A 25,549-nucleotide genomic window follows, 5' to 3' on the forward strand; every position below is an offset into this window, starting at 1 on the left:
GCCCACGGCCCAAAGCCGCCTAATCAGCCCCGGCGAACCTTCGTGGCCAACGCACTAGAGACCGGCGGGACGGCGGTCGGAGGGCGGCCGGAGGCCGGAGCAGTGTGGCGCGCGGGGTCGTCCGATTGGGGCGGGCCCGCGCGCTCTGCGTATCCTCGGGGCGTGCTTCTCTCAGACAAGGACATCCGGGCCGAGATCGACGCCGGACGCGTGCGTATTGATCCGTACGACGAATCCATGGTGCAGCCCTCGAGCATCGACGTGCGGCTCGACCGCTACTTCCGGGTGTTCGAGAACCACCGCTACCCGCACATCGACCCCGCCGTCGAGCAGGCGGACCTCACGCGGCTGGTCGAGCCGGAGGGGGATGAGGCCTTCATCCTGCACCCCGGTGAGTTCGTGCTGGCGTCGACGTACGAGACGATCACGCTGCCGGACAACCTCGCCTCGCGGCTGGAGGGCAAGAGCTCCCTCGGGCGGCTCGGGCTCGTGACGCACTCGACCGCCGGATTCATCGACCCCGGATTCTCCGGGCACGTGACGCTGGAGCTCTCGAATCTGGCGACGCTGCCGATCAAGCTCTGGCCCGGCATGAAGATCGGGCAGCTGTGCATGTTCCAGCTGAGCTCGCCCACGGAGTTCCCGTACGGCTCCGAGCGGTACGGGTCGCGTTATCAGGGCCAGCGCGGGCCGACGGCCTCGCGGTCCTTCCTCAATTTCCATCGGACGCAGGTGTGATGCCGGGTATGGGTGCATGGGTATGAGTGCTGTACGGGAGAATCTGACCTACGAGGGCTTCGGCAGCGCCGTGCGTGAGCTCGCGCAGACGATCGCCGACGACGGGTACGAGCCCGACATCGTGCTGAGCATCGCGCGCGGCGGCGTCTTCGTCGCCGGCGGCCTGGCCTACGCCCTCGACGTCAAGAACATCCACCTGGTGAACGTCGAGTTCTACACCGGCGTGGGGACGACCCTGGAGATGCCGGTCATGCTGGCGCCGGCGCCGGACGCGATCGACTTCAGTAACAAGAAGGTCCTGATCACGGACGACGTCGCCGACACCGGAAAGACGCTCAAGCTCGTGCACGACTTCTGCCTCGACCACGTGGCGGAGGTCCGCAGCGCGGTCATCTACGAGAAGTCCCACTCGCTCGTGAAGTGCGAGTACGTGTGGAAGCGCACCGACGAGTGGATCAACTTCCCCTGGAGCGTCCAGAAGCCGGTCGTCCGGCGCAGCGGGCAGGTCCTGGACGCCTAGGCGGGCGGCAGCGGAGAGAGCACAGAGGTACGAGAGGGCCCCGGCGCGGATGTCGCGCCGGGGCCCTCTTCGTGGGGTGGTGTCCGCGTCAGATCGTGCCGAGCTTGATCAGGGACAGCAGCGCCACCAGCTGGATCGCGGACGCGCCCAGCGCCTTCTGCCACGGCAGGTCGTGCGACTTGCTCACCATCGAGGTGAACAGGGCGCCCGCCGCCAGCCAGGTCACCCAGCCCAGCACCTGCACGAGACCGTTCTCGCCGCCCAGGAAGATCGCGAAGACCAGGCGCGGGGCGTCCGTCATCGACATGATCAGCATCGACAGCCCGACGGTCGGCTGCCAGGAGCCGTCGCCGCCGAGCTGGCGGGCCAGCGTGTGCGTCACCGCGCCCAGGATGAGGCCGCAGATGATCACCGCGACGCCGGTGGTCAGGACGTACGGGATGGCGTTCGACAGGGTCGCGTTGATGGCCTCCTCGCGCGCCTTGTCGAAGCCGAAGACCGCCAGCAGGCCGTACAGGAAGGTGACGACCAGGGCCGGTCCCCAGACCGGGTAGTCGCGCGTCTGCCAGAACGTCGGGCCGGGGCGCAGCACGATGCCGCTCAGCAGCTGCTTCCAGTGCAGGCGCGGGCCCGCGGGCGGCGCGGGGGTGTTGCCGGAGTGGTAGGTGCTGCCGTCGCCGTACGGGTCCTCGCCGATGCTGAAGGCGGTGGTGTGGCCCGGGTTGTTGTGCGCGGCGTACGGGTCACCGCCCCCGGGGCCGCTGCGCCCGCCCTGGCCTCCGTAGCCGCTCTGCCCGCCCTGGCCGTGGCCCTGGTGGGGGTGCGGCTCGCCGAAGTATTCGGGCTCGCCGTGCTGTCCGCCGTACTGCGGTGCCTGCGGCCACTGCTGCTGGCCGTACGGGGGCTGAGGCGATGGCGCCTGCTGCCCGTACGGCGGTTGCTGCCGTTGCCGCTGCTGTTGCCGCTGCGGTTGTTGTTGCGGGGTGCGGTTGTCCCGGCCGCGTCCGATCCTGAATCCAGCCACGTAATCGAACGTACCTGGTCCGGATGCGCCGTATGCCGGGCCTGCCGCAACAGGCCCGGCTTTGCGGCCGAGCTGTGACATCCCCTAGGGGGTCCCCGACGGGATGTCCCCCCGTGGTCCCCCCGTAGTCCCCCTGTGGGTCGACCTCCGGGCCGTCCTCCGTCGGGATTCCGCGGCCCGGGTGCTCAGTTGGTGGGTCCCGCCCCCGCGCCAGGTGTCGCCCCTCGGGCCGCTGTGCGGGCCGCCGGTGTCCGGTGGATCACGGTCGGTGTCCGCGCGGCGGAGTCCCGGGCAGGGCGTGAGGCCCGCGGGTGCGGGAGGACGGCGTCGTCCGTACGGTGCCTGCCCCCGCACCCGCCTGCTCGCCCGAGGCGCGTCAGCCCGAGATGTTCAGGCCCAGGACCGGGGCGCCCGCCGTCGAGATGCCGACGTCGGCCAGGCCGATGCCGCGGCCCGTCGTCGAGATCTTCGTGCCGTCGGAGCGGAACGCCACGACGTAGCCGTTCTCCGCGTTCTCCCACGGCACGCCGACCGTCATGTCCGCCTTGCCGTCGCCGGTCGTGTCGGAGAGGAAGACCTCGCCGCCGAAGCCGTCGAGCTTCTCGCTCGCGCCGGGGACGCCGGGGGTGTCCTGCTCGATCGCCTGCGCGCCCGAGGTGGAGAAGCCGCTCGGGGTGCCGTACACGACCGTGACCATGCCGGCGTCGGCCACGCCGCCGAGGTCCTCGTTGGGCGCGCCGACGGCCAGGTCCTGGAGGCCGTCGCCGTTGATGTCGCCGAGGGAGAGTTCCCCGCCGAAGAGGTCGCCCTTCTCGGAGCCGCCGGGGACACCGGGGCTGTTCTGGGTGATCGTGTCCGTGCCGCCGGTCGGGCCGCTCGCCGTGCCGTAGACGACGTGCACGGCGCCGCCCACGGAGACGCCCGGCTTCTCGTCCCAGGTGTTGCCGATGACGATGTCGCCGAATCCGTCGCCGTTGGTGTCACCGATGTCGGTGATGATGCCCGCCGGGAGCTTCTTGGCGTTGGTGGCGGTGACGCCGGACGAGCTGCCGGGGAGGTAGTAGTTGGCGTTGTACGAGTACTCGCCGGTGGAGTCGCCCTCGTAGCCGTCGACGACCAGGTCCGTGCGGCCGTCGTTGTTCACGTTGCCGGCGGTGATGTTGAAGATGTCGTGGCCCTGGACGGCGAGCACCGGGGTGGTGACCGTGTAACGGCCGCCGGTGGTCCCCGACTTGCTGATCCCGCCGCGGTAGACGTCGATCTTGTTGTTGTCGGACTTGGCGGCGAGGTCGGGCTTGCCGTCGCCGTTGAAGTCGCCCGCCGCCACGCCCGACCCGAAGTGGTCGTGCTGGGTGGGCGTCGGGTCGGCGACGGTGATGCCGCCGGTCAGGCCGGTGGCGCTGCCGAACACGACTGTGACCGTGCCGCCGTCGACGTCGGACCCGACGTCTTCCAGCAGCGCGCTGATGGCGAGGTCCGCGTAACCGTCGCTGTTGAAGTCGGCGGTGGCGGTGTGGCCGCCGAAACGATCCTGCTTCTCGGCGGAGCCCGGGACGCCCGGGGTCTCCTGGGTGATCGTCTGGATCTTCTGGGCGCCAGCGCCGGCCGGGGAGCCGTACAGGACGGTCACGGCGCCGGCGCCGCCGTAACCCTTGACGGTGGCTCCGGAGGCGGAGACCGCCAGGTCGCGGAAGCCGTCGCCGTTGAAGTCGCCCTGGAGCCCGGCGGGGGCGGCGGCGGCCGCGCCGGCTCCGGCGACGAGCAGCCCGCCGGTGAGGGCGGCCGCGGTCGCGACGGCGAGGGTGGTGCGGAGGGAGCTGTGCATGCGGAGTTCTCCTGCGGCATGCCGGGACACGGGGTGCGCGTCCGAGTCAATGGGGTGCGATCACCCGCGTTTGCCGGGAGTTGTCCTCTGGGACACGTGGTGATCAGCGCACAGGAGACCGCCGAGGGGCGCGGATGGTTGTACGGCGGTACGGATGGTTGTACGGCGGCCTCAGCCCTGCCCGGCGGAGAAGACGGCCGTGGAGAAGGTGATGGTCTTCCCGGCGGCCGAGGAGCGGTACGTGATGACGTCGGTCGTCTCGCCCCGGTGCGTACGCACCACCGTGTCGGGCTTGCTGTCGCCGTCGAAGTCGGCGTATCGCAGTACGTGCGTCACGGGTGCCTCCTCCCCGGCCGGCAGGTCGCCCGGCCGTGCCTTCACCGCCTTGAAGGTGTACGCGCCACCGGGGCGCCCGGGGCCCGCCGGGCCGCCGAGCAGCAGCGTCGCGCGCTCGGCGGTGCCGGGCTCGTGCGGGCGGGTGGCGGAGACCAGGTCGTCGTACCCGTCACCGTTGACGTCGGGCGCCAGGTCGGGGGAGACCAGCACCGGACCGGCGCCCGGGAGCGCTCCCGCGGCCGCGCGCGGGGCGCCGGCGCGGGTGAAGGGGCCGCGCAGGTGGCTGAGGCGGCCGCCGCTCGCCGTCACGGCCAGGTCGTTGGCGCCGTCGCCGTCGAAGTCGCCGCAGACGGGGTGGTCGGGCCACTCGTTGCCGAAGCGGGCGCGGTCGGGGATGCGGAGCTTGACCGCCTTGCCGGTGAGGCCGTCCGACCCGCCGAAGAGGATCTGGAGCGGCACGGGCGGCATGCCGGTCCCGTTGAACGGCGGGTCGGTGGTGACCACCAGGTCCGCGTAGCCGTCCTTGTCGAGGTCGCAGGCCGCCTCGGCGTCGAACGCGGCGGGCAGCACGCCCTCGGTGCGGGCCGCGTTGCGGGCGGGCGTCAGGAGTTGGCGTACGGAGGGGTCGAGGGCGCGCGGGGGCTTGGCGCCGTACACGACGCCGATGCCCGCGTCGTCGCCCAGCCGCTGCTCGGGGCCCTTGACCAGGTCGTTGAGCACGAGGTCACGGTGGCCGTCGCCGTTGAAGTCCTCGGCGACGCGGCTGCCCCTGCCGTGCGGTACGGGGTGGACGGGCGCGGCGGCCTTGGCGGCCTTCGCGGCCAGGGCGGTGGGGGAGGCGCCGGCGGCCGGGGCGTCGCGGTCGGGGGAGGCGCCGCAGCCTGCCAGTAGTACCGCGCAGCTCGCTGTTGCCACCGCGATCGCTCTTCGCATGACCTACCCCGCCCGTATCGCACGTTTCAGTTGCCACATGATGCTCTTTTTTGACCGCCGAGTTAAGCGGGCGTACGAAAGCGGCCGGACCTGCCCCCGAGGCAGATCCGGCCGCTTTCTCTTTGCGCGTACGCGCTACTTCGCCGGTTCGGGCTCCGGAGCGTCCTCGGACTGCGGCTCGTCCTCGGGCTCGGCCGGGGTCTTCACCGAGTCGAGGAGCAACTGCGCCACGTCCACGACCTGGAGGGACTCCTTCGCCTTGCCGTCGTTCTTCTTGCCGTTCACCGAATCGGTGAGCATGACGAGGCAGAAGGGGCAGGCCGTGGAGACGATGTCCGGGTTGAGGGACAGGGCCTCGTCCACGCGCTCGGTGTTGATGCGCTTGCCGATGCGCTCCTCCATCCACATGCGCGCGCCGCCGGCGCCGCAGCAGAAGCCGCGCTCCTTGTGGCGGTGCATCTCCTGCTGGCGCAGGCCCGGGACGGCCGACATGATCTCGCGCGGCGGCGTGTAGACCTTGTTGTGGCGGCCCAGGTAGCACGGGTCGTGGTACGTGATGAGGCCCTCGACCGGGGTCACCGGGATCAGCTTGCCCTCGTCGATGAGGTGCTGGAGCAGCTGCGTGTGGTGGATGACCTCGAACTCGCCGCCCAGCTGCGGGTACTCGTTCGCGATCGTGTTGAAGCAGTGCGGGCAGGTGGCGACGATCTTCTTCGACGCCTTGGGCTTCCTCGTCGACTCGTCCACGCCCCCGTCCTCGTCGAGGGACTCGCCGTACGCCATGTTCAGCATCGCGACGTTCTCCTGGCCGAGCTGCTGGAAAAGCGGCTCGTTGCCCAGGCGGCGGGCGGAGTCACCGGTGCACTTCTCGTCGCCGCCCATGATCGCGAACTTGACGCCCGCGATGTGCAGCAGCTCCGCGAAGGCCTTCGTGGTCTTCTTCGCCCGGTCCTCCAGGGCGCCGGCGCAGCCGACCCAGTAGAGGTACTCGACCTCGGACAGGTCCTCGATGTCCTTGCCGACGATCGGGACCTCGAAGTCGACCTCCTTGGTCCACTCGACGCGCTGCTTCTTGGCGAGACCCCAGGGGTTGCCCTTCTTCTCCAGGTTCTTGAGCATCGTGCCGGCCTCCGAGGGGAAGGCGGACTCGATCATCACCTGGTAGCGGCGCATGTCGACGATGTGGTCGATGTGCTCGATGTCGACCGGGCACTGCTCGACGCACGCGCCGCAGCTGGTGCAGGACCACAGCACGTCCGGGTCGATGACGCCGTTCTCTTCGAGCGTGCCGATCAGCGGGCGCTCGGCCTCGGCGAGCGCGGACGCCGGGACGTCCTTCAGCTGCTCGGGCGTCGCCTTCTCGTTGCCCTCCATGTCCTTGCCGCCGCCTGCGAGCAGGTACGGCGCCTTGGCGTGCGCGTGGTCGCGCAGCGACATGATCAGGAGCTTCGGGGACAGCGGCTTGCCGGTGTTCCAGGCGGGGCACTGCGACTGGCAGCGACCGCACTCGGTGCAGGTGGAGAAGTCGAGAATGCCCTTCCAGCTGAACTGCTCGACCTGGCTGACGCCGAAGACCGCGTCCTCGGCCGGGTCCTCCCAGTCGATCTCCTTGCCGCCGGACGTCATCGGCAGGAGCGCGCCCAGGGCGGTGGAGCCGTCGTCCTCGCGCTTGAACCAGATGTTCGGGAAGCCGAGGAAGCGGTGCCACGCGACACCCATGTTGGTGTTCAGCGAGACAGTGATCATCCAGATCAGCGAGGTGCCGATCTTGATCATCGCGGTGAAGTAGATCAGCGTCTGGAGTGTGGAGACGCTCAGGCCCTCGAAGGCGAGGACGAGCGGGTACGACACGAAGTACGCGGCGTCGTAGCCGTCCACGTGGTGGATCGCGCCTTCGAGGCCGCGCAGCACCAGGATCGCCAGGCCGATCGTGAGGATGATGTACTCGACGAAGTACGCCTGCCAGGCCTTCGAGCCGGCGAAGCGCGACTTGCGGCCGGCCCGGGAGGGCAGGTTGAGCAGGCGGATCGCCATCAGGACGACGATGCCCACGACCGTCATCAGACCGATGAACTCGATGTACATCTCGAACGGCAGGAAGCCGCCGATGACCGGCAGCACCCAGTCCGCCTGGAAGAGCTGGCCGTACGCCTGGGCGAGGGTCGGCGGCAGCGTCAGGAAGCCGATCGCGACGAACCAGTGCGCGACGCCGACGATCCCCCACCGGTTCATCCGGCTGTGGCCGAGGAACTCCTTGGCGAGGGTGATCGTGCGCTGCTTCGGATTGCCGGTGCGGCTGCCCGCGGGCACGGGCTGGCCCAGCTTGACGAACCGGTAGATCTGCGCGACGGCTCGGGCGATGAGCGCAACGCCGACCACGGTCAGGACCAGCGACACGATGATCGCGGCGAGTTGCATTGGGGGCTCCTCGGGCCTGCGAGGTGAGAAATACGGGGGACGGCTGAGCATCTGGATGGGATTACTAAGCGGTAACTTATTCAGCCCGTGCTGAGCGTACCCATTTATGCCGCCGCACTGTAGTTGGGCCGGCGGTGATCTGTGTCGCGTAAGGCTTCCCTCAGCGCCTGCCGGCGAGGGCGGCGGGAACGGTGCGGGCCAGGACGGCCAGGTCCAGGCCGAGCCAGTGCTGCTCGATGTAGTGCTGGTCCAGTACGTCCATCTCCTCCCACGGCAGTCCCGAGCGCCCGCCGACCTGCCACAGCCCGGTGACGCCCGGCCGCACCACCAGTCTCGCCCGGGTCGCCGACGGATGGCCCGGCGCCAGCGGGCACGGCCCGACCAGGGACATCTCGCCGCGCAGGACGTGCAGCAGGCGGGGCAGTACGTCCAGCCGCGTCCGGCGCAGCAGTCGTCCGACCGGGGTGCGGGGGTCGGTGCGCAGCGTCAGCATCGTGAAGGGGCGGCCGCCCAGGCCCGCGCGGGTCCTGCGTACGAACAGCGGGCCCGCCGAGGTTACGGCGGTGGCGGTCGCGGTGAGGAGCAGGAGGGGCGCGGCGAGCGGCAGCAGGGCCGAGGTGGCCACCAGATCGAAGATCCGCTTCGCGTGCATGGGCGTACCATTTCATGGGATTCGCCCCTGAATGGGGCTCCGCCGGTCGTGGGCGTGCCGTGCTCATGCCGTGCTCATGCAGATAAGGGCCGCATAAGAGTTGAGTCGACCCCACTCAGGTCTGTTGACGCGGCGGCCTCCGTCATGCATCCTTGAGCCTGTTCCACTCAAGTCAGCTGGAGGAATCGAAATGGCACGTGCGGTCGGCATCGACCTGGGCACCACCAACTCCGTCGTCAGCGTTCTGGAGGGCGGCGAGCCCACCGTCATCACCAACGCCGAAGGCGCCAGGACCACGCCGTCCGTCGTCGCTTTCGCGAAGAACGGTGAAGTGCTGGTAGGCGAGGTTGCCAAGCGCCAGGCAGTCACCAACGTCGACAGGACGATCCGGTCGGTCAAGCGCCACATGGGCACCGACTGGAACATCGAGCTCGACGGCAAGACCTTCAACCCGCAGCAGATGAGCGCGTTCATCCTGCAGAAGCTGAAGCGCGACGCCGAGGCGTACCTGGGCGAGAAGGTGGCCGACGCGGTCATCACCGTCCCGGCGTACTTCAACGACTCCGAGCGTCAGGCGACGAAGGAGGCCGGTGAGATCGCGGGCCTCAACGTCCTGCGCATCGTCAACGAGCCCACCGCCGCCGCCCTGGCGTACGGCCTCGACAAGGACGACCAGACGATCCTCGTCTTCGACCTCGGTGGCGGCACCTTCGACGTCTCGCTGCTGGAGATCGGCGACGGCGTCGTCGAGGTGAAGGCCACCAACGGTGACAACCACCTCGGTGGTGACGACTGGGACCAGCGGGTCGTCGACTACCTGGTGAAGCAGTTCCACTCCGGCCACGGCGTGGACCTCTCCAAGGACAAGATGGCGCTCCAGCGCCTGCGCGAGGCGGCCGAGAAGGCCAAGATCGAGCTGTCCTCCTCCACCGAGACCTCGATCAACCTGCCGTACATCACGGCGTCGGCCGAGGGCCCGCTGCACCTGGACGAGAAGCTCACGCGCTCGCAGTTCCAGCAGCTCACCGCCGACCTGCTGGAGCGCTGCAAGACGCCGTTCCACAACGTCATCAAGGACGCGGGCATCCAGCTCTCCGAGATCGACCACGTCGTTCTCGTCGGTGGCTCGACCCGTATGCCGGCCGTCGCCGAGCTCGTCAAGGAGCTCACCGGCGGTCAGGACGCCAACAAGGGTGTGAACCCGGACGAGGTCGTCGCCATCGGCGCCTCGCTCCAGGCCGGTGTCCTCAAGGGTGAGGTCAAGGACGTCCTGCTCCTCGACGTCACGCCCCTGTCTCTCGGTATCGAGACCAAGGGCGGCATCATGACGAAGCTCATCGAGCGCAACACCACGATCCCGACCAAGCGCTCCGAGATCTTCACGACGGCCGAGGACAACCAGCCGTCCGTGCAGATCCAGGTCTACCAGGGCGAGCGCGAGATCGCGGCGTACAACAAGAAGCTCGGCATGTTCGAGCTGACCGGTCTGCCGCCGGCCCCGCGCGGGGTCCCGCAGATCGAGGTCGCCTTCGACATCGACGCCAACGGCATCATGCACGTCGCCGCGAAGGACCTCGGCACGGGCAAGGAGCAGAAGATGACCGTCACCGGTGGCTCCTCGCTGCCGAAGGACGAGGTCAACCGGATGCGCGAAGAGGCCGAGAAGTACGCGGACGAGGACCACAAGCGCCGCGAGGCCGCCGAGACCCGCAACCAGGCCGAGCAGCTCGTCTACCAGACGGAGAAGTTCCTCAAGGACAACGAGGACAAGGTTCCGGGTGACGTGAAGACCGAGGTCGAGACCGCCGTCACCGAGCTGAAGGAAAAGCTCGCTGGTGAGGACACGGCCGAGATCCGCACGGCGACCGAGAAGGTCGCGGCCGTCTCGCAGAAGCTCGGCCAGGCCATGTACGCCAACGCCGAGGGCGCTCAGGCCGCGGGCGGCGACGCTCCCGGCGCCGAGCAGGCCAAGGCGGACGACGACGTCGTCGACGCCGAGATCGTCGACGACGAGAAGGACGCCGGCCGCCAGGGAGGCGCCGCATGACGGAGGAGACTCCGGGCTTCGAGGAGAAGCCCGACGTCCCTTCCGGCGCCACTCCCGAAGACGCCGAACCGCAGGCCGCCGCGCCCGACAAGGCGGGGACCGACTCCGTCGAGGAGTCGGGCCCGGCGGCCCCGGCCGGGGACGTACAGGACGTAGCTCTGACAGCGCAGCTGGACCAGGTACGCATGGCGCTCAATGAGCGCACCGCGGACCTCCAGCGGCTCCAGGCGGAGTACCAGAACTACCGTCGCCGCGTGGAGCGGGACCGGGTCACGGTCAAGGAGATCGCTGTGGCGAACCTCCTGAGCGAGCTCCTCCCGACCCTCGACGACATCGGCCGCGCGCGGGAGCACGGCGAGCTGGTGGGCGGGTTCAAGTCGGTGGCCGAATCGCTGGAGACGGTCGCCGCCAAGATGGGCCTGCAGCAGTTCGGCAAGGAGGGCGAGCCCTTCGACCCGACGATCCACGAGGCTCTGATGCACTCGTACGCGCCGGACGTCGACGAGACCACGTGCGTCGCGATCCTTCAGCCGGGTTACCGGATCGGCGAGCGGACCATCCGTCCCGCGCGGGTCGCGGTGGCCGAGCCCCAGCCCGGTGCCACGCCCGCCAAGGCGGACGAGCCCGCGGCCAAGGCCCCGGACGAGGAGAGCGGTGGCCCGGACGAGGGCTGACGTGACCGGTAGCGGTATCAGGTGTGGTAGCGGCAGCAGGAAGGAGGGACGTCGGGGATGAGCACGAAGGACTTCGTCGAGAAGGACTACTACAAGGTTCTCGGCGTCCCGAAGGACGCCACCGAGGCCGAGATCAAGAAGGCGTACCGGAAGCTCGCCCGCGAGTTCCACCCGGACGCCAACAAGGGCGACGCCAAGGCGGAGGACCGCTTCAAGGAGATCTCCGAGGCGAACGACGTCCTCGGTGACCCCAAGCGGCGCAAGGAGTACGACGAAGCGCGTGCTCTGTTCGGGAACGGCGGCTTCAGGCCGGGCCCGGGCGCCGGCGGCGGCACCTTCAACTTCGACCTGGGCGACCTCTTCGGAGGCGCCCAGGGCGGGGCCCAGACCGGCGGTGCCGGCGGGTTCGGCGGCGGCCTCGGGGACGTCTTCGGGGGCCTGTTCAACCGGGGCGCCGGCCCGGGTGCGCGTACGGGTACGCAGCCGCGCCGCGGCCAGGACATCGAGTCCGAGGTGACGCTCAGCTTCACCGAGGCGGTCGACGGGGCCACGGTCCCGCTGCGGATGTCCAGCCAGGCGCCCTGCAAGGCCTGTTCCGGTACGGGCGACAAGAACGGCACACCGCGCGTGTGCCCGACCTGCGTCGGCACCGGCCAGGTGTCGCGCGGCGGCGGTGGCGGGTTCTCGCTCACCGACCCGTGCGTCGACTGCCGGGGCCGCGGGCTCATCGCCCAGGACCCCTGCGAGGTCTGTAAGGGCAGCGGCCGTGCCAAGTCGTCGCGGACCATGCAGGTCCGGATCCCGGCGGGCGTCTCCGACGGCCAGCGGATCCGGCTGCGCGGCAAGGGCAGTCCCGGTGAACGGGGCGGCCCGGCGGGCGACCTGTACGTCGTGGTCCACGTCGGCGCCCACCCGGTCTTCGGCCGCAAGGGCGACAACCTCACCGTCACCGTGCCCGTCACCTTCGTGGAGGCGGCGCTCGGCGGCGAGGTGAAGGTCCCGACGCTGGGCGGCCCTCCCGTCACCCTCAAGCTGCCGGCCGGCACCCCCAACGGCCGCACCATGCGCGCCCGCGGCAAGGGAGCGGTCCGCAAGGACGGCACCCGCGGCGACCTGCTGGTCACCGTGGAGGTCGAGGTGCCCAAGGACCTTGACGACAAGGCCCGTGAGGCGCTGGAGTCCTACCGTGAGGCGACCGCGGGGGAGGATCCGCGGGCGGAGCTGTTCCAGGCCGCGAAGGGAGCATGAGATGGACCCGCGCATGCGTCGTAACCCGTACCAGCTGACCGACGAGACACCGGTGTACGTCATCTCGGTCGCGGCGCAGCTCTCCGGCCTGCACCCGCAGACCCTGCGGCAGTACGACCGACTCGGCCTGGTCTCCCCGGACCGCACGGCCGGGCGCGGCCGGCGCTACTCGGCTCGCGACATCCAACTGCTGCGCCAGGTGCAGCAGTTGTCGCAGGACGAGGGCATCAACCTGGCCGGCATCAAGCGGATCATCGAACTGGAGAACCAGGTGACCGCGCTCCAGCAGCGCGTCGCCGAACTCTCCGCGGCGGTCGACGGCGCGGCGGCCGCGCTCCAGCAGCGCGAGGCCCAGGTGCACGCGTCGTACCGGCGCGACCTCGTCCGGTACGAGGACGTGCAGCAGGCGAGCGCGCTGGTGGTCTGGCGGCCCAAGCGGCCGGCGGAGTAGTCCCGCCAGTACGGCGCGTACGCGAGGAAGGCCCGTCACCCACGACCCGGGGTGCCGGGCTTTCCGCTGTCGTACGGGCGCCCGGCCCGCGGGCGGCCCGGTCCGGCAGCCCGGACGTCAGGGGAGCGGATCGGCCTCGGGCGTCGCCGAGACCTCCGCCGACAGCGGCGCCTCGCCGCCCGCCGCGTCCACGGCCGCGACGGCGTAGTAGTACGTCGTCCCGTTGGTCACTTCCGTGTCCCTGAACTCGTTGTCCGTGGTCAGCGGCAGCGCGGTCGCGTTCTCCTTCGTGACGCCCGGCTCCGTCGCGCGGTACACGCGGTAGCCGGTGATCGCGGGCGCGTCCTCGTCGGCCTCCACGTGGTCCCAGACGAACCACACCATCCCGTCGTGGCCCGACACGTCGTAGATCCGGGTCGCGGCCGGCGGCCGGTGGGCCTGATGGACGGGCTTGAAGGAACCGGACGCGGGGGAGGCGACGCCGTAGCGGGTGACGGCGACGACGGCGTAGAACTGGTCGCGCTCGTCGGCCGGGACGTCGTCGACGCTCAGCGCGGGGTCCTGCGTGACGCGGTAGGGCTGCGCGTCGGGGCCGGTGGGGACGGGGCTGGTGGCGCTCCGGTAGACGCGGTACTCGGTGACCGGGACGTACGGGCCCGCCGCCCACGTGAGCTCCAGCCGTCCGCCGGTGAGCGTGCCGGTCAGCGCCCGGGGAGCGGTGGGAACCGACTCGGGGCCGACCGCGCGCGTGCCGGACACCCACGGCGTCCTGGCCGACTCGTTGCCCGCCGCGTCGACGGCCGCGACCCGGTAGCGGAAGCGCTGCCCCGCCTGACCGGTGGTGTCCTGGAGCGTCAGCCCCGCCGTCGTGCCGGCCTTCGTCTCGACGTCGAGGTCCTCTGGGGCGCGGTAGACGTGGTACGCCGTGGTGTCGGCGGGGGAGCCGCTCTGCCAGGACAGCGTGACGCCCTGGTCGTCCTCGGCGGTGACGGCGGGCGCGGTGGGTGGCGGGGGCGGCGTGGTGTCCGGGACCGCGACGGCCACGTGGGCGGCGTACGGCGACGCGTTCCCGGCCGCGTCGAGTGCCTTCACCGTGTACTTGTACGAGGTCACCGCCGGGTCCAGGGCGGTGTCGCCGTACGCCGGCGTCCCCACCGTCGCGACCTTCGTGTACGTGCGCGAGTCGCCGGCGGCCCGGTACACGTCGTACGTCACCGCGTCCGCGACGGCCGTCCAGGTGAGGGAGTTCGCACCGTCCGCGTGTTTCCCCGCGAGGCCGGTGGCGGCGGCGGGCGGTGTCGCGTCGACGGTGGTGACGGGCATGTCGACGCTGCCGGGGCCCTCGCGGCCCGCCTTGTCGACGGCGCGGACCTCGTAGTACCAGACCTGGCCGGTCGCGGGCGGGACGCCGGTGTACGTCGTGCCGGTGAGGTGGGCGGCGCCCGTGACGTCGACGTACGTGGTGGTGTCCTTGAGGCGGCGGAAGACGCGGTATCCGGCCAGGTCCATCTCGGCGTTCGGCGACCAGGTGACGGTGGCCCTGCGGGTGGCCGTGTCGTACGTCGTCCTCGCCCCGGTGGGGGCCAGGGGCGGCGTGGTGTCGACGTCCGGCGAGGTGCGCGGCGTGTAGGCGAAGGCGACGCTCGCGGAGCCGGTGAAGGCGGCGTAGTCGACGCGCAGGGTGTGGACGCCCTTGGGCACGGTGACGTTCACCGTCTTCTTCTGAATGGTGGTCACGTCCCGCCACAGGTCGATCTTCAGCTCCTCGTCGACGTACACCCTGATCCCGTCGAGTGCCTCGGCGGTGAGCGAGAACGGCCCGCCGGAGCCGAAGTCCCTGGTGAGGGACCAGCGGACGCCGAAGCCGTCGGCGGGGAGGGTCACGCCGGGCGGGTCGCCGGTGCCGTAGTTCTCGCTGACGGCGGCGTCGCACACGGTCGCGGCGGGCGTCCCGGAGAAGGTCGTGTTCGCGAAGAACCGCGCCTGCCACTGCGGCGACGGGCAGGCGGCGGCGAAAGCGGGCGGGGCCCCGAGGGCGCACAGCGTCGCGGTGCCCAGCGCGAGGGCGGTGGCGGCACTGAGGCCGCGCAGGGGGGTTCTGAAGTCCACGTGCACGGCTGGCGGCTCTTTCCGTTGGAGGAGAGGAGTCACAGACGTGGGGGGAGGAACGCTGACTGCAGGACCGAGAGTAGTGGCTGACGCCGGTCTTTTCAGGCCGAGTTGGAGGATTCGTCCGTGGGACGGACGGCCGTGGGCGGCAGTGCGGGGGCCGGGGTGAGGCCGGACTGGACGAGGAGTGCGCCCAGGTGGGTGCGGCCGGAGGCGTTGAGGGCCTGGGTGAGCTTGGCGATGTGGGAGCGGCAGGTCCGGACGCTGATGCCGAGCTTGCGGGCCGCCACCTCGTCGGTGTTCCCCTCGACCAGCAGACGCGCGATGCTGCGCTGCACGGTGGTGACGGGGGTGCCCGGGGACACGGCGGGCAGTTGCTCGGCGAGGGGGGTGGCCTGGGCCCACAGCACCTCGTAGACCTGGACGAGGTAGGTGACCAGGGCGGGGTGCCGGATTTCGAGCGCGACGTCCCGCTCGCGGGTGGCGGGGATGAACGCGACCGTCCGGTCGACGACGATCAGCCGCTCGATGCTCTGTTCCAGGGTGCGCACCTGCGGATGGCCGGGGGGAAAACGCGCCAGGTAGTCCCTCAGGTGGGGGCAGTAGCGCGCCGAGTGCTGGTACAGGTGCCGGACGGTGGCGCCCCGCTCGATGGCGGGCAGGGCGTGGCCGAGGCCCTGCTGGAGGGCCTTCAGCGGCCGGGTGCTGCCCGGCTGCGCGGTCAGGATCTCCCGCGTCGCCAGGGTCATGGCGTCGTCGAGCGTGGCGTTGATGCGGGGCATGCCCTCCAGCACGGTGATGGCGAGATTGGGGTCCTCGCTGGCCACGGCGGTGAGGGGCGCCAGCGAGTCGGCCAGCGCGGTGCTGAGCCGGATGCGCTCGCTGATCTCCCGGGTGATGGGCTGCAGCAGATGCGCGAGGCCGGTGGCCGGCGGCACCGGGCGCATCCACGCGGCGTCCCGCGGGTCGGGGTGGACCAGCGCCATGTCGATGAGGCAGGGGGCGGGCGCGAGGTCGGTCCGGGTGATGCGCCCTTTGCGCAGGGCCTCGGTGTAGAGCCGCAGTCCGGCGTCGCACAGTTCCCGGTCGCCGTGCGAATGCGCCGGTTTCACCTCGTCTCCTCCCATCTGCCCTCCCCCCGATTCTTGCAGTGCAAGAAGATGACGGTGGCGAAAGAGTAGTCAGGCGGGGAGGGTGGGCGGTGACCGGGGACGTGGTCAGTGATCCTGATCCAGAATGCCGGACTGCGCGATGAGGTAGCCCAGTTGGGCGCGGCTTCCGCTGCCGAGGGTGGCGGCGAGCTTGGCGATGTGCGCGCGGGCGGTCCGTACGTTCATCCCGAGCCGCCGGGCGATGGCCTCGTCGACGTACCCCTCGACGAGCAGCTTGGCGATCGAACGCTGGACGCCGGATATGCCGTCGGGGGTGTGGTCGTAGGAGACCCGCTCCTGGAGGGGGACGCCGCGTTGCCAGAACTGCTCGAAGACGGCGGCGAGGTACTCCACCAGGCCGGGGTGGCGCAGTTCCAGGGCCACTTGGCGGTCGTCGCGCGCGGGGATGAAGGCGACGGTGCGGTCGAAGATCATCAGCCGTTCGATGAGCTGTTCCAGGGTGCGGATCTCGACCTTGCCCTCGGCCATGCGTTCCGCGTACGCGAGCGTGCCCTGGCTGTGCCGGACGGTGTGCTGGTAGAGGGTCCGCATGCTGATGCCGCGGTTGATGAGCGCCTGGCCCCGCTCCAGCGCCGAGTTGAGGGCGTGTTCGCTGCGGCCGCCGCCCGGCTGGACCGTGAGCACCTCGGTGTGGCACTCGGCCGTGGCGAGGTCTATGGCCGCGTTGATCCGGTTGATCCCTTCCAGCACGGTGATGGCGTGGGTGGTCGGCGGGTCCTGTGCGCTGATGGCCAGGAACGGCTCGAAAGAATCGGTAAGTTCAATGGAGAAGTGTCTGCGCTCGCGGATCTCGCGTTCGATCGGGTGAAGACGCTGTGCGAGTGCCGCGGACGGCGGAACCGGCCGCAGCCAGTTGGCGTCGTCCGGATCCGGGTGCAACAGGGCGAATTCCATCAGGCAAGGGGCCGGGGCCACCTCGGTACGGGCGATGCGTCCGGTGCGCAGAGCACTGGCGTAGAGACGCCTTCCCTCGTCACAAAAATCGGTGACGGCATGGGGATGTGTCTGATTTGAGTCACTTGCGGTCATAACTCCACCCCCCAGGGTCCTGAACGTGCAGGAACATGATGCATCGGCCCGGTGGTGTTGACGTGGCCGAATAGGCCATGGTCTTGGTGCGGGGAGAGAAGAAACCCTTCAAGTGAGGACGAAGCCGACCATGTACAAGAGAATGCTTCGCTCGGTGCTTGCCACTGCCTTCGCAGCCGGGCTGGCCCTCGGCGCTGCAACGACCATGGACCTCGCCTGGGACAGTAAGCCTGCGGGCGGCGCCGTGGTCGGCGCGCAGTCCGATACGCCGCCAGACCTTGGCTGGGACAGCGCGCCGGCCAAGACAGACGCATGACTGTTCCACCGGACGACCGGACCTTCAGGCGTGAAATGGCCACTGCCTACCGATCGGGCTGGCACTTCATCGACCTCGTCACGGCCATTCCCCACCGTGGCGACTCGCTGATGGTCACCCTGTTCGGCGAGCCGATCCTGGTCGCGCGTGAAGAGGATGAGGACGTCCGTGCCTACCGGTGCCTGCGCAAGCCCCGTGGCGCCCCGCAACCCGTTCGCTGTGCCGTGCGCTACGGCATGGTCTTCGTCAATCTCGACCAGCGTGACCATCAGCTGATCGAGCCGCAAACCAGCACCGCCACCCCCCGCAGCGCCTGACGCGATTCCCCCGTCGTTCCAATCGCCCAGGCGCTCCCCCACACAGCGGCGCCATCGTGGACCTGAACGCGATGGCGCCGCTGTGCTGCGTCCGCTCGCTTCTCAGGCCGAGGCCGGGGCGCGGCCCATCGCCCGGTCCAGGGTGATCTGGATCAGGACCCGGTCCGGGTTGGGCGCGGGCGTGCGCCCGTACCGCTCGGCGTAGCGGCGTACCGCATCCGCGATCGGTTCCGGGTCCGTGACGACGACCGCGCGCCCTTCGAGCGTCGCCCAGTGGCCGCCCTTCACCTGGCAGACGGCGACCCGCGCGCCCGCTTCCCCGGCGGCCAGTACGTTCGCCACCTTGGTGCTGCCCTTGTTGGTGATCACGCGGGCGATTCCCGCCTCCGGGTCGTACGTCACGCCCACCGGCACCACGTGCGGCGAGCCGTCCGGACGCAGGGTTGTCAGCGTGCACAGGTGGTACTCGCGCCAGAAGGCGAGGTAGTCCGGGCTCGGGCTGCGTACGTCGAAGTTGGCCATGACGGCAGCCTAGCCGCTGTCTTCCGCGCCTTGAGTGGAATAGACTCAACTTTGCGCATGCTGCATGTGTCAGAGATGGGCAGGGAAGTACCCACCCGCGAGGAGGAGAGAGCGCAGTGGACGCAGAGCTGACCAACAAGAGCCGGGACGCGATCCAGGCGGCGAGCAACCGGGCCGTCAAGGACGGGCACGCGGATCTCACCCCCGCGCATCTGCTGCTGGCCCTGCTCGCGGGCGAGGACAACGCCAACATCACCGACCTGCTGGCCGCCGTCGAGGCGGACCAGGCGGCCGTACGCGCCGGAACCGAGCGCGTGCTCGCCGCGCTGCCCAGCGTGACGGGGTCCACCGTCGCCCCGCCGCAGCCCAACCGCGAGCTGCTCGCGGTCATCGCCGACGCCTCGCAGCGGGCGAAGGAGCTGGGCGACGACTACCTCTCCACGGAACACCTGCTCATCGGCATCGCGGCCAAGGGCGGCAAGGCCGGGGACGTACTGTCCCAGGAGGGCGCGAGGGCCGCGAAACTGCTGGAGACGTTCGAGAAGATCAGGGGAGGACGCCGGGTGACCACAGCCGACCCGGAGGGTCAGTACAAGGCGCTGGAGAAGTTCGGCACCGACTTCACGGCTGCCGCGCGCGAGGGCAAACTCGACCCGGTCATCGGCCGTGACCAGGAGATCCGGCGGGTCGTCCAGGTCCTGTCGCGGCGCACCAAGAACAACCCCGTGCTGATCGGCGAGCCCGGCGTCGGCAAGACCGCCGTCGTCGAGGGCCTCGCCCAGCGCATCGTCAAGGGCGACGTCCCGGAGAGCCTGAAGAACAAGCGGCTCGTCGCGCTCGACCTCGGCGCGATGGTGGCGGGCGCCAAGTACCGCGGTGAGTTCGAGGAGCGGCTGAAGACCGTCCTGTCCGAGATCAAGGAGAGCGACGGCCAGATCATCACCTTCATCGACGAGCTGCACACCGTCGTCGGTGCGGGCGCCGGCGGCGACTCCGCCATGGACGCCGGGAACATGCTCAAGCCGATGCTGGCCCGCGGCGAGCTGCGCATGGTCGGCGCGACGACCCTCGACGAGTACCGCGAGCGGATCGAGAAGGACCCCGCCCTGGAGCGCCGCTTCCAGCAGGTGCTGGTCGCCGAGCCCACCGTCGAGGACACCATCGCGATCCTGCGCGGACTCAAGGGACGGTACGAGGCCCACCACAAGGTGCAGATCGCGGACTCCGCGCTGGTGGCCGCCGCGGCCCTCTCCGACCGGTACATCACCTCCCGGTTCCTGCCCGACAAGGCCATCGACCTCGTCGACGAGGCCGCCTCGCGGCTGCGCATGGAGATCGACTCCTCGCCCGTCGAGATCGACGAACTCCAGCGCGCCGTCGACCGGCTGAAGATGGAGGAGCTCGCCCTCAAGAACGAGTCCGACCCGGCGAGCAGGCAGCGGCTGGAGAAGCTGCGCCGCGACCTCGCCGACAAGGAGGAGGAGCTGCGCGGCCTCAACGCCCGCTGGGAGAAGGAGAAGCAGGGCCTCAACCGCGTCGGTGAGCTGAAGGAGAGGCTCGACGACCTGCGCGGCCAGGCGGAACGCGCGCAGCGCGACGGCGACTTCGACACCGCCTCCAAGCTGCTGTACGGCGAGATCCCCGGCCTGGAGCGCGAGCTGGAGGAGGCCGCGGCCGCCGAGGCGGAGGTCCGTACCGACACCATGGTCAAGGAGGAGGTCGGTCCCGACGACATCGCCGACGTCGTGGGCTCCTGGACCGGCATCCCCGCCGGACGCCTCCTGGAGGGCGAGACGCAGAAGCTGCTGCGCATGGAGGACGAGCTCGGCAGGCGGCTGATCGGCCAGCACGAGGCGGTGCGCGCCGTCTCCGACGCGGTACGCCGCACCCGCGCGGGCATCGCCGACCCCGACCGCCCGACCGGCTCCTTCCTCTTCCTCGGCCCCACCGGCGTGGGCAAGACCGAGCTGGCCAAGGCGCTCGCGGACTTCCTCTTCGACGACGAGCGGGCCATGGTCCGCATCGACATGAGCGAGTACAGCGAGAAGCACAGCGTCGCGCGGCTCGTCGGCGCCCCGCCCGGTTACGTCGGCTACGAGGAGGGCGGCCAGCTCACGGAGGCGGTCCGCCGCCGCCCGTACAGCGTCGTCCTGCTCGACGAGGTCGAGAAGGCCCACCCCGAGGTCTTCGACATCCTGCTGCAGGTCCTCGACGACGGCCGGCTCACCGACGGGCAGGGGCGGACGGTCGACTTCCGCAACACCATCCTGGTCCTGACCTCGAACCTCGGCAGCCAGTACCTCGTCGAGCCGCTGACCAGCGCGGAGGTCAAGAAGGAGCAGGTCCTGGAGGTCGTGCGGGCGTCCTTCAAGCCGGAGTTCATCAACCGGCTGGACGACCTGGTCGTCTTCTCCGCCCTCTCCGGGGACGAGCTGGCGCACATCGCCGAGCTCCAGATCGGCCGGCTGGCCCAGCGCCTCGCCGACCGCCGCCTGACCCTCGACGTCACTCCCGAGGCCCTGGCCTGGCTGGCGGACGAGGGCAACGACCCGGCCTACGGGGCCCGGCCGCTGCGCCGCCTCATCCAGACGGCGATCGGCGACCGGCTCGCGAAGGAGATCCTCGCGGGCGAGGTGACCGACGGGGACACGGTCCGGGTGGACCGGTCCGGGGACGGCCTGACCGTGGGCCGCGCCGAGTAGGCGGTCCGGGAGCGGGTTCAGCGCAGGGCGAAGGACCCGCACCCGCTTTCGCGACTAGGGTCGATGTCAGGCAGCCACGCGAAGACCGCACACGCGAATCCCAGGAGTACTGAAAATGTCTATCGACCCGTCCTCGATCCCGAACTTCGGGGGCCAGCCCGAACCGCAGCCCGGAGGGCCCGCCGGCCCCGTCGTCCCCGACCAGGACCTCGTCAAGCAGCTGCTGGAGCAGATGGAGCTGAAGTACGTCGTCGACGACGAGGGCGACCTCGCCGCGCCGTGGGAGGAGTTCCGCACGTACTTCATGTTCCGTGGCGAGGACGACCAGCAGGTCTTCTCGGTACGGACCTTCTACGACCGGCCGCACCAGATCGAGGAGAAGGTCCAGCTCCTCGAGCTGATCGACGACTGGAACCGCCGCACGCTGTGGCCCAAGGTCTACAGCCACACCCACGACGACGGCACCGTCCGTCTCATCGGTGAGGCGCAGATGCTGATCGGCACCGGAGTCAGCCTCGAGCACTTCGTGTCCTCGACGGTCGGCTGGGTCCGCGCCTCGATCGAGTTCGACAAGTGGCTCGTCGAGCAGCTCGGCCTGGAGAAGGACGTCGACTCCGCCGAGGGCGAGACCGACGGCGACGGCGAGGCCTGAGCCCCGCCCGTCACAACGGCACCGGGGCGATCGTCACCAGGTACGCCCCGTAGCCCAGCGACAGCCCGGTCAGGGCGGCGGTCACCACGACCGCGGTCCCCGGCCGGGCTTTCGCCATGGCGTGCGCGAGGGGCAGCAGGAGGGGGAAGGCGGGCAGGAGGAAGCGCGCCTTGGACTCGAAGAAGCCGGAGCCGCCGACGGTGATGAGCAGCAGTACGGCCGTGTAGACGAGCAGCGGAAGCGGCGGGCGGTCCTCCAGGAGCAGCAGGGCGAACAGCACCAGCGCCACCGCGACGGTCACCATGACCACCGGGAACGCCAGGACCTCGGCCCTCACCAGCAGGCGCCGTACGAAGTCGGGCGCCCCGGCGCCGAAGTCGAAGCGCGAGCCCCAGCCGTTCTGCACGGCGAGGTACCCGCCCAGCGGATCGCCCCGCCGTACGCCCACCCACAGCACGAAGCCCGCCCAGCCGAGCGGCGCGATCCCCGCCCCGGCCCAGATCCGCCAGGACCCGCGGCCCCGGCGCCGCCACAGTTCGTACGCCGCCGCCGCGCCCACCGCGGCGGCGACCGCGATGCCGCTCGGCCGGGCCAGTCCGGCGAACGCGGCCAGGCCGCCGGCCCACAGCCACCGGCGGCCCAGGGCGGCGTACAGCGACCAGGCGGCCAGGGCGGTCATCACCGGCTCGGTGTACGCCATGGTCAGGACGACGGAGTGCGGCAGCACGCCCCACAGGACGACGAGCGCGGTGGCGGTGCGGCGGCCGTACAGCCGGTCGGCGACCAGGTGGATGCCGCAGGCGGCGGCCGCGGCGGCGCTCCAGGAGACGAGGAGCCCGGCCACCGCGCCGGTGAGCGGGAGGAGGGTGGTGAGCGCCGCGACGAGGCCGGGGTAGAGCGGGAAGAACGCCAGATCGCTCTGGACGGCGCCGTCGGGGAAGGTGAGGGTGCGCTGTCCGTAACCGTGGGCGGCGATGCCCGTGTACCACCGGGCGTCCCAGGTGTCGCCGAGGCGGGCGAGCGGGTTCTCTCCGACGTACCAGGAGCACAGGGCCACGGTCAGGAGGCCGGCCAGCCGGGCGGCGGCGAACAGCGCGAGGGCGGGGGCCGCCCGGCGCAGGGCGCGCACCGCCGAGGACGCGGGCGCGCGGGTGCGCCGGACGGCGGCCCGCTCTGCGGTCTCGGCGGACACGGGCGAGCACCTCCGGACGCGAGTCGGTCACCCCGACCATGGGCGGCGCGCCGCCGCCCCGCCACCGCGCGTCGGCCGATCGGACCACGGCAGCCCGCGCGGCCCTCGGGCGCCCGGTGCCTCACGCACCTGGAGGATCACGCGCCGTACGGTCACGCCCCTCCGGCCAGTGTCTTGAGGCGGGCCGTCGCGTCCTGGATCACCTCGGTCCTCTTGCAGAACGCGAAACGGACGAACGGGGCGCCCTGCTCGCGGTGGTCGTAGAAGACCGCGTTGGGAACGGCCACCACCCCGCACCGCTCCGGCAGCGCCCGGCAGAAGGCGAAACCGTCGCTCTCGCCCAGCGGGCGGATGTCCGTGGTGACGAAGTACGTTCCGGCCGGCCGGTAGACCTCGAAGCCCGCGTCGGCCAGCCCGGCGGACAGCAGGTCCCGCTTGGCGCGCAGGTCGTCCCGCAGGGCGGTGAAGTACGCGGCGGGCAGGCGCAGGGCCTCGGCCACCGCGTACTGGAAGGGCCCGGCCGACACGTACGTCAGGAACTGCTTCGCCCCGCGCACGGCCGCGACCAGGGCGGGGGACGCCGTGATCCAGCCGACCTTCCATCCGGTGAAGGAGAACGTCTTGCCCGCCGACGAGATCGTGACCGTGCGCTCCCGCATACCCGGGAAGGACGCGAGGGGGACGTGCTCGCCGTCGAAGACCAGGTGCTCGTACACCTCGTCGGTGACGACGAGCAGGTCCCGCTCGACCGCCAGCGCGGCGACGGCGGCCAGTTCCGCGCGGCTGAGGACGGTGCCGGTGGGGTTGTGCGGGCTGTTGAGGAGGATGAGGCGGGTGCGGGGGGTGACCGCGGCGCGGAGTTCGTCGAGATCGAGTACGTACCGGCCCTCGTGGGGCCGCAGTGTCACCGGTACGCGGGTGCCGCCCGCGAGCGCGATGCACGCGGCGTAGGAGTCGTAGTACGGCTCCAGGGCGACGACCTCGTCGCCGGGCTCCACCAGGGCGAGGAGGGACGCCGCGATCGCCTCGGTGGCGCCGGCGGTGACGAGGACCTCGGTGTCGGGGTCGAAGGACAGGCCGTAGCGGCCGAGCTGGTGGTCGGCGACGGCGGTGCGCAGCTCGGGGACGCCGGGGCCGGGTGGGTACTGGTTGCCGCGGCCGTCGCGCAGGGCGCGCACCGCCGCCTCCCTGACCTCCTCGGGGCCGTCGGTGTCGGGGAAGCCCTGGCCGAGGTTGATCGCGCCGGTCTTCTGGGCCAGCGCCGACATCTCCGCGAAGATCGTCGTCCCGAACTCCGCCAGCCTGCGGTTCAGGAGGGGGCGGGGGTGCGGGCGGGGGCCGGGGCCCGGGTTGTCGGCCCGGCCCGCGTCGTGCTCTGTCGGCGTCGTCATGGCGGCCATCCTGGGCCGAAGCTCTGGAGTTGCTCAAGTCTGCTTTGACTTTTCCCGGCCGAGGGCATCCCCCAGGCACACAGGAAGCGAGCGCCTCGCTTCGGGGGAACGGAAGGACGGTGGGGGCCGTGGAGATCGTGATATTCGGCCTGGTGGTACTGGTGATCGTGTGGCTGACGGTGCTCGCGGGGAGCCGCGGCGGACGGCGGCCCCGCAAGCGCGGCGGCAGCTGGTGGGAGGGCGGTCACCACGGGTCGTCTGGCGGCGGTTCGTGCGGCGGCGGGTCCTCCTGTGGAGGAGGAGGCGGCGGCTGCGGCGGTGGAGGTGGCGGAGGCGACTGACGCGCGGCCGGGCGCGGGCGGAGGCGACTGACACGGGGCAGTCGGCTCCGCCCGCACGCCGGCTACGACGGCCGTGCGAGGGCGCGTGGAGGCGCCTTCGCACGGCCGTCCCTCTGTCAGGTGTCGGGATCCTGCGTCCGGCGGGTTAACTCCCGTTGGACGCTTCGTTGTTGAACAGATGAACCGTCTGGCCCCCGGGGGGATGGAAACCACTGCAAGTTGGGTAAAAACGCTGTGAGCGCAGCGCACTTCATGATTCCCTCGCTGTCGAGACAACAGCCCTCGGACCTCATGTGGACCCGAGCGGGCGGTCCCCGAACCTCCTCGTACCCCACCTTCCGGGTGACCCCGGTCCACCTTTCTCAACGCCTGTCTGCGGAGCCCACTCATGCTCACGACTCTCAAGACTGCCTACACCGACACGCGCGCCGCCGATCTCGCCTGGGCGCTGGGCCGCGAGCCGCTGCCGGCCCTTGCCGTGCTCGACCTGCAACTCAGCGGCGCCACACTCCAGTTGAGGCTCCTCGGTGCCTCCCATCAAGTGCTTCTGGAGCAGGACGAAGGCTCCTGCTCCGAGACGGTCGCCTGCATGCCGGGCAGCAGCACGCCGCTTCCGCTCGGGGTGGCCAAGAGACTCGGCGAATGGGAGTACGAATTCGCCGCGCGCGTGGAGACGCTCACCCAGGGCCAGTTCGCGGGGCGGGCGCAGGAGCTCCTCGCCCTGGTCGCCGACCACCCCAACAGCCTCGCGGGAACGTTTCCCGGCAGCCCCCACGCGTTCACCGCGATGCTGGCCCAGCGGCACGAGGGGCAGGTGCGGTGGCGTACGTGGCACGCGTACCCGCAGGAGGGGCAGTTGGTGGTGACGAGATCACGGGTGGGCGTGCGTATGCCTGCCGCTCTCTAGTCGCACCCGTGTGGGTGACGGGCGGTCAGTCCT

The 25,549-nt window shown here is 70.7% G+C and carries 22 protein-coding genes; 11 read left to right on the forward strand and 11 right to left on the reverse strand.

Annotated features, from left to right (window positions below; genetic code table 11):
- Window positions 1-162 precede the first annotated feature (162 nt).
- Window positions 163-738, forward strand: a complete 576-nt coding sequence (gene dcd / locus IE185_RS25630; RefSeq protein ID WP_028810513.1) for a dCTP deaminase — start codon at window positions 163-165, stop codon at window positions 736-738.
- A gap of 22 nt (window positions 739-760) precedes the next feature.
- The gene (locus tag IE185_RS25635; protein WP_138899198.1) at window positions 761-1,258 is read left to right on the forward strand and encodes a phosphoribosyltransferase; all 498 of its coding nucleotides are present in this window, start codon (window positions 761-763) and stop codon (window positions 1,256-1,258) included.
- A gap of 88 nt (window positions 1,259-1,346) precedes the next feature.
- Here IE185_RS25635 and IE185_RS25640 read toward each other — a convergent pair whose 3' ends face one another.
- The 5 genes from IE185_RS25640 to IE185_RS25660 form a co-directional block, all read right to left on the reverse strand.
- Window positions 1,347-2,282 (reverse strand): Yip1 family protein, encoded by a 936-nt coding sequence (locus IE185_RS25640; RefSeq protein WP_138899197.1) that lies wholly within the window; start codon window positions 2,280-2,282, stop codon window positions 1,347-1,349.
- Between the two features lie 376 nt (window positions 2,283-2,658).
- Entirely contained in the window at window positions 2,659-4,107 is a 1,449-nt protein-coding gene (locus IE185_RS25645; protein WP_138899031.1) for an FG-GAP-like repeat-containing protein, read from the reverse strand.
- 171 nt (window positions 4,108-4,278) lie between these two features.
- A complete protein-coding gene (locus tag IE185_RS25650) occupies window positions 4,279-5,358 on the reverse strand; it encodes an FG-GAP repeat domain-containing protein (protein WP_229843691.1) in 1,080 nt (359 codons plus the stop codon).
- Between the two features lie 153 nt (window positions 5,359-5,511).
- Window positions 5,512-7,794 carry a (Fe-S)-binding protein gene (locus IE185_RS25655; protein WP_138897231.1) on the reverse strand — a complete coding sequence of 761 codons (2,283 nt, stop codon included), beginning with the start codon at window positions 7,792-7,794 and terminating at the stop codon, window positions 5,512-5,514.
- A 160-nt stretch (window positions 7,795-7,954) separates the two neighbouring features.
- Window positions 7,955-8,446, reverse strand: coding sequence for a sugar transferase (locus IE185_RS25660; protein ID WP_138897232.1), 492 nt, complete (start codon window positions 8,444-8,446; stop codon window positions 7,955-7,957).
- Window positions 8,447-8,636: 190 nt separating this feature from the next.
- On the opposite strand from IE185_RS25660, the gene dnaK reads away from it, so the two are divergent.
- From dnaK to IE185_RS25680, 4 genes are read left to right on the forward strand one after another with little or no spacing between them, the layout of a single operon-like run.
- Entirely contained in the window at window positions 8,637-10,493 is a 1,857-nt protein-coding gene (gene dnaK / locus IE185_RS25665) for a molecular chaperone DnaK (RefSeq protein WP_138897233.1), read from the forward strand.
- Window positions 10,490-11,167: a nucleotide exchange factor GrpE gene (grpE, locus tag IE185_RS25670; RefSeq protein ID WP_138897234.1), complete on the forward strand. Its 678-nt coding sequence runs from the start codon at window positions 10,490-10,492 to the stop codon at window positions 11,165-11,167. Before dnaK ends, grpE begins: the two co-directional genes overlap by 4 nt.
- 57 nt (window positions 11,168-11,224) lie before the next feature.
- Complete coding sequence (dnaJ, locus tag IE185_RS25675; protein ID WP_138897235.1) at window positions 11,225-12,415, forward strand: molecular chaperone DnaJ; 1,191 nt, start codon at window positions 11,225-11,227, stop codon at window positions 12,413-12,415.
- A 1-nt stretch (window position 12,416) separates the two neighbouring features.
- The gene (locus IE185_RS25680; RefSeq protein WP_138897236.1) at window positions 12,417-12,866 is read left to right on the forward strand and encodes a heat shock protein transcriptional repressor HspR; all 450 of its coding nucleotides are present in this window, start codon (window positions 12,417-12,419) and stop codon (window positions 12,864-12,866) included.
- Window positions 12,867-12,983: 117 nt separating this feature from the next.
- Here IE185_RS25680 and IE185_RS25685 read toward each other — a convergent pair whose 3' ends face one another.
- The 3 genes from IE185_RS25685 to IE185_RS25695 form a co-directional block, all read right to left on the reverse strand.
- A complete protein-coding gene (locus IE185_RS25685; RefSeq protein ID WP_189716085.1) occupies window positions 12,984-14,981 on the reverse strand; it encodes a fibronectin type III domain-containing protein in 1,998 nt (665 codons plus the stop codon).
- Between the two features lie 95 nt (window positions 14,982-15,076).
- Entirely contained in the window at window positions 15,077-16,102 is a 1,026-nt protein-coding gene (locus IE185_RS25690) for a helix-turn-helix transcriptional regulator (RefSeq protein WP_138907761.1), read from the reverse strand.
- Between the two features lie 90 nt (window positions 16,103-16,192).
- Window positions 16,193-17,176, reverse strand: coding sequence for a helix-turn-helix transcriptional regulator (locus tag IE185_RS25695; protein WP_138897924.1), 984 nt, complete (start codon window positions 17,174-17,176; stop codon window positions 16,193-16,195).
- Window positions 17,177-17,306: 130 nt separating this feature from the next.
- Here IE185_RS25695 and IE185_RS25700 point away from each other — a divergent pair, with 130 nt between their 5' ends.
- Window positions 17,307-17,492 (forward strand): hypothetical protein, encoded by a 186-nt coding sequence (locus IE185_RS25700; RefSeq protein ID WP_138897923.1) that lies wholly within the window; start codon window positions 17,307-17,309, stop codon window positions 17,490-17,492.
- Window positions 17,489-17,809: a Rieske (2Fe-2S) protein gene (locus tag IE185_RS25705; RefSeq protein WP_138897922.1), complete on the forward strand. Its 321-nt coding sequence runs from the start codon at window positions 17,489-17,491 to the stop codon at window positions 17,807-17,809. The genes IE185_RS25700 and IE185_RS25705 overlap by 4 nt, the downstream gene beginning before the upstream one ends.
- A gap of 102 nt (window positions 17,810-17,911) precedes the next feature.
- Here IE185_RS25705 and IE185_RS25710 read toward each other — a convergent pair whose 3' ends face one another.
- Window positions 17,912-18,331 carry a pyridoxamine 5'-phosphate oxidase family protein gene (locus IE185_RS25710; RefSeq protein ID WP_138897921.1) on the reverse strand — a complete coding sequence of 140 codons (420 nt, stop codon included), beginning with the start codon at window positions 18,329-18,331 and terminating at the stop codon, window positions 17,912-17,914.
- Between the two features lie 116 nt (window positions 18,332-18,447).
- Between IE185_RS25710 and clpB the strand changes: the two genes are divergently transcribed.
- Both clpB and IE185_RS25720 read left to right on the forward strand, forming a co-directional pair.
- Window positions 18,448-21,033, forward strand: a complete 2,586-nt coding sequence (gene clpB, locus IE185_RS25715) for an ATP-dependent chaperone ClpB (RefSeq protein WP_138897920.1) — start codon at window positions 18,448-18,450, stop codon at window positions 21,031-21,033.
- Window positions 21,034-21,148: 115 nt separating this feature from the next.
- On the forward strand, window positions 21,149-21,685 hold the full coding sequence (locus IE185_RS25720) for a type III secretion system chaperone family protein (protein ID WP_138897919.1): 537 nt from the start codon (window positions 21,149-21,151) through the stop codon (window positions 21,683-21,685).
- Between the two features lie 10 nt (window positions 21,686-21,695).
- On the opposite strand, the gene IE185_RS25725 is transcribed toward IE185_RS25720, so the two are convergent.
- Window positions 21,696-22,877, reverse strand: coding sequence for a putative hexosyltransferase (locus tag IE185_RS25725; protein WP_373303758.1), 1,182 nt, complete (start codon window positions 22,875-22,877; stop codon window positions 21,696-21,698).
- Between the two features lie 152 nt (window positions 22,878-23,029).
- Complete coding sequence (locus IE185_RS25730; RefSeq protein ID WP_229843700.1) at window positions 23,030-24,145, reverse strand: pyridoxal phosphate-dependent aminotransferase; 1,116 nt, start codon at window positions 24,143-24,145, stop codon at window positions 23,030-23,032.
- Window positions 24,146-24,997: 852 nt separating this feature from the next.
- Here IE185_RS25730 and IE185_RS25735 point away from each other — a divergent pair.
- A complete protein-coding gene (locus IE185_RS25735) occupies window positions 24,998-25,516 on the forward strand; it encodes a DUF2617 family protein (protein ID WP_138898498.1) in 519 nt (172 codons plus the stop codon).
- The last annotated feature ends 33 nt before the right edge of the window (window positions 25,517-25,549 follow it).

The sequence above is a fragment of the Streptomyces chryseus genome (assembly GCF_014650755.1).
Lineage (GTDB): Bacteria > Actinomycetota > Actinomycetes > Streptomycetales > Streptomycetaceae > Streptomyces > Streptomyces chryseus.

Excerpts from the sequence above, each read along its gene's own strand:
- IE185_RS25700 (WP_138897923.1), top strand. The coding sequence starts at position 17,307 with ATGTACAAGAGAATGCTTCGCTCGGTGCTTGCCACTGCCTTCGCAGCC.
- dnaK (WP_138897233.1), top strand. The coding sequence starts at position 8,637 with ATGGCACGTGCGGTCGGCATCGACCTGGGCACCACCAACTCCGTCGTC.
- IE185_RS25680 (WP_138897236.1), top strand. The coding sequence starts at position 12,417 with ATGGACCCGCGCATGCGTCGTAACCCGTACCAGCTGACCGACGAGACA.
- IE185_RS25655 (WP_138897231.1), bottom strand. The coding sequence starts at position 7,794 with ATGCAACTCGCCGCGATCATCGTGTCGCTGGTCCTGACCGTGGTCGGC.
- IE185_RS25635 (WP_138899198.1), top strand. The coding sequence starts at position 761 with ATGAGTGCTGTACGGGAGAATCTGACCTACGAGGGCTTCGGCAGCGCC.
- IE185_RS25705 (WP_138897922.1), top strand. The coding sequence starts at position 17,489 with ATGACTGTTCCACCGGACGACCGGACCTTCAGGCGTGAAATGGCCACT.
- IE185_RS25695 (WP_138897924.1), bottom strand. The coding sequence starts at position 17,176 with ATGACCGCAAGTGACTCAAATCAGACACATCCCCATGCCGTCACCGAT.
- IE185_RS25710 (WP_138897921.1), bottom strand. The coding sequence starts at position 18,331 with ATGGCCAACTTCGACGTACGCAGCCCGAGCCCGGACTACCTCGCCTTC.
- IE185_RS25690 (WP_138907761.1), bottom strand. The coding sequence starts at position 16,102 with ATGGGAGGAGACGAGGTGAAACCGGCGCATTCGCACGGCGACCGGGAA.
- IE185_RS25730 (WP_229843700.1), bottom strand. The coding sequence starts at position 24,145 with ATGTCGGCGCTGGCCCAGAAGACCGGCGCGATCAACCTCGGCCAGGGC.
- dnaJ (WP_138897235.1), top strand. The coding sequence starts at position 11,225 with ATGAGCACGAAGGACTTCGTCGAGAAGGACTACTACAAGGTTCTCGGC.
- IE185_RS25720 (WP_138897919.1), top strand. The coding sequence starts at position 21,149 with ATGTCTATCGACCCGTCCTCGATCCCGAACTTCGGGGGCCAGCCCGAA.
- IE185_RS25645 (WP_138899031.1), bottom strand. The coding sequence starts at position 4,107 with ATGCACAGCTCCCTCCGCACCACCCTCGCCGTCGCGACCGCGGCCGCC.
- IE185_RS25660 (WP_138897232.1), bottom strand. The coding sequence starts at position 8,446 with ATGCACGCGAAGCGGATCTTCGATCTGGTGGCCACCTCGGCCCTGCTG.
- grpE (WP_138897234.1), top strand. The coding sequence starts at position 10,490 with ATGACGGAGGAGACTCCGGGCTTCGAGGAGAAGCCCGACGTCCCTTCC.
- IE185_RS25735 (WP_138898498.1), top strand. The coding sequence starts at position 24,998 with ATGCTCACGACTCTCAAGACTGCCTACACCGACACGCGCGCCGCCGAT.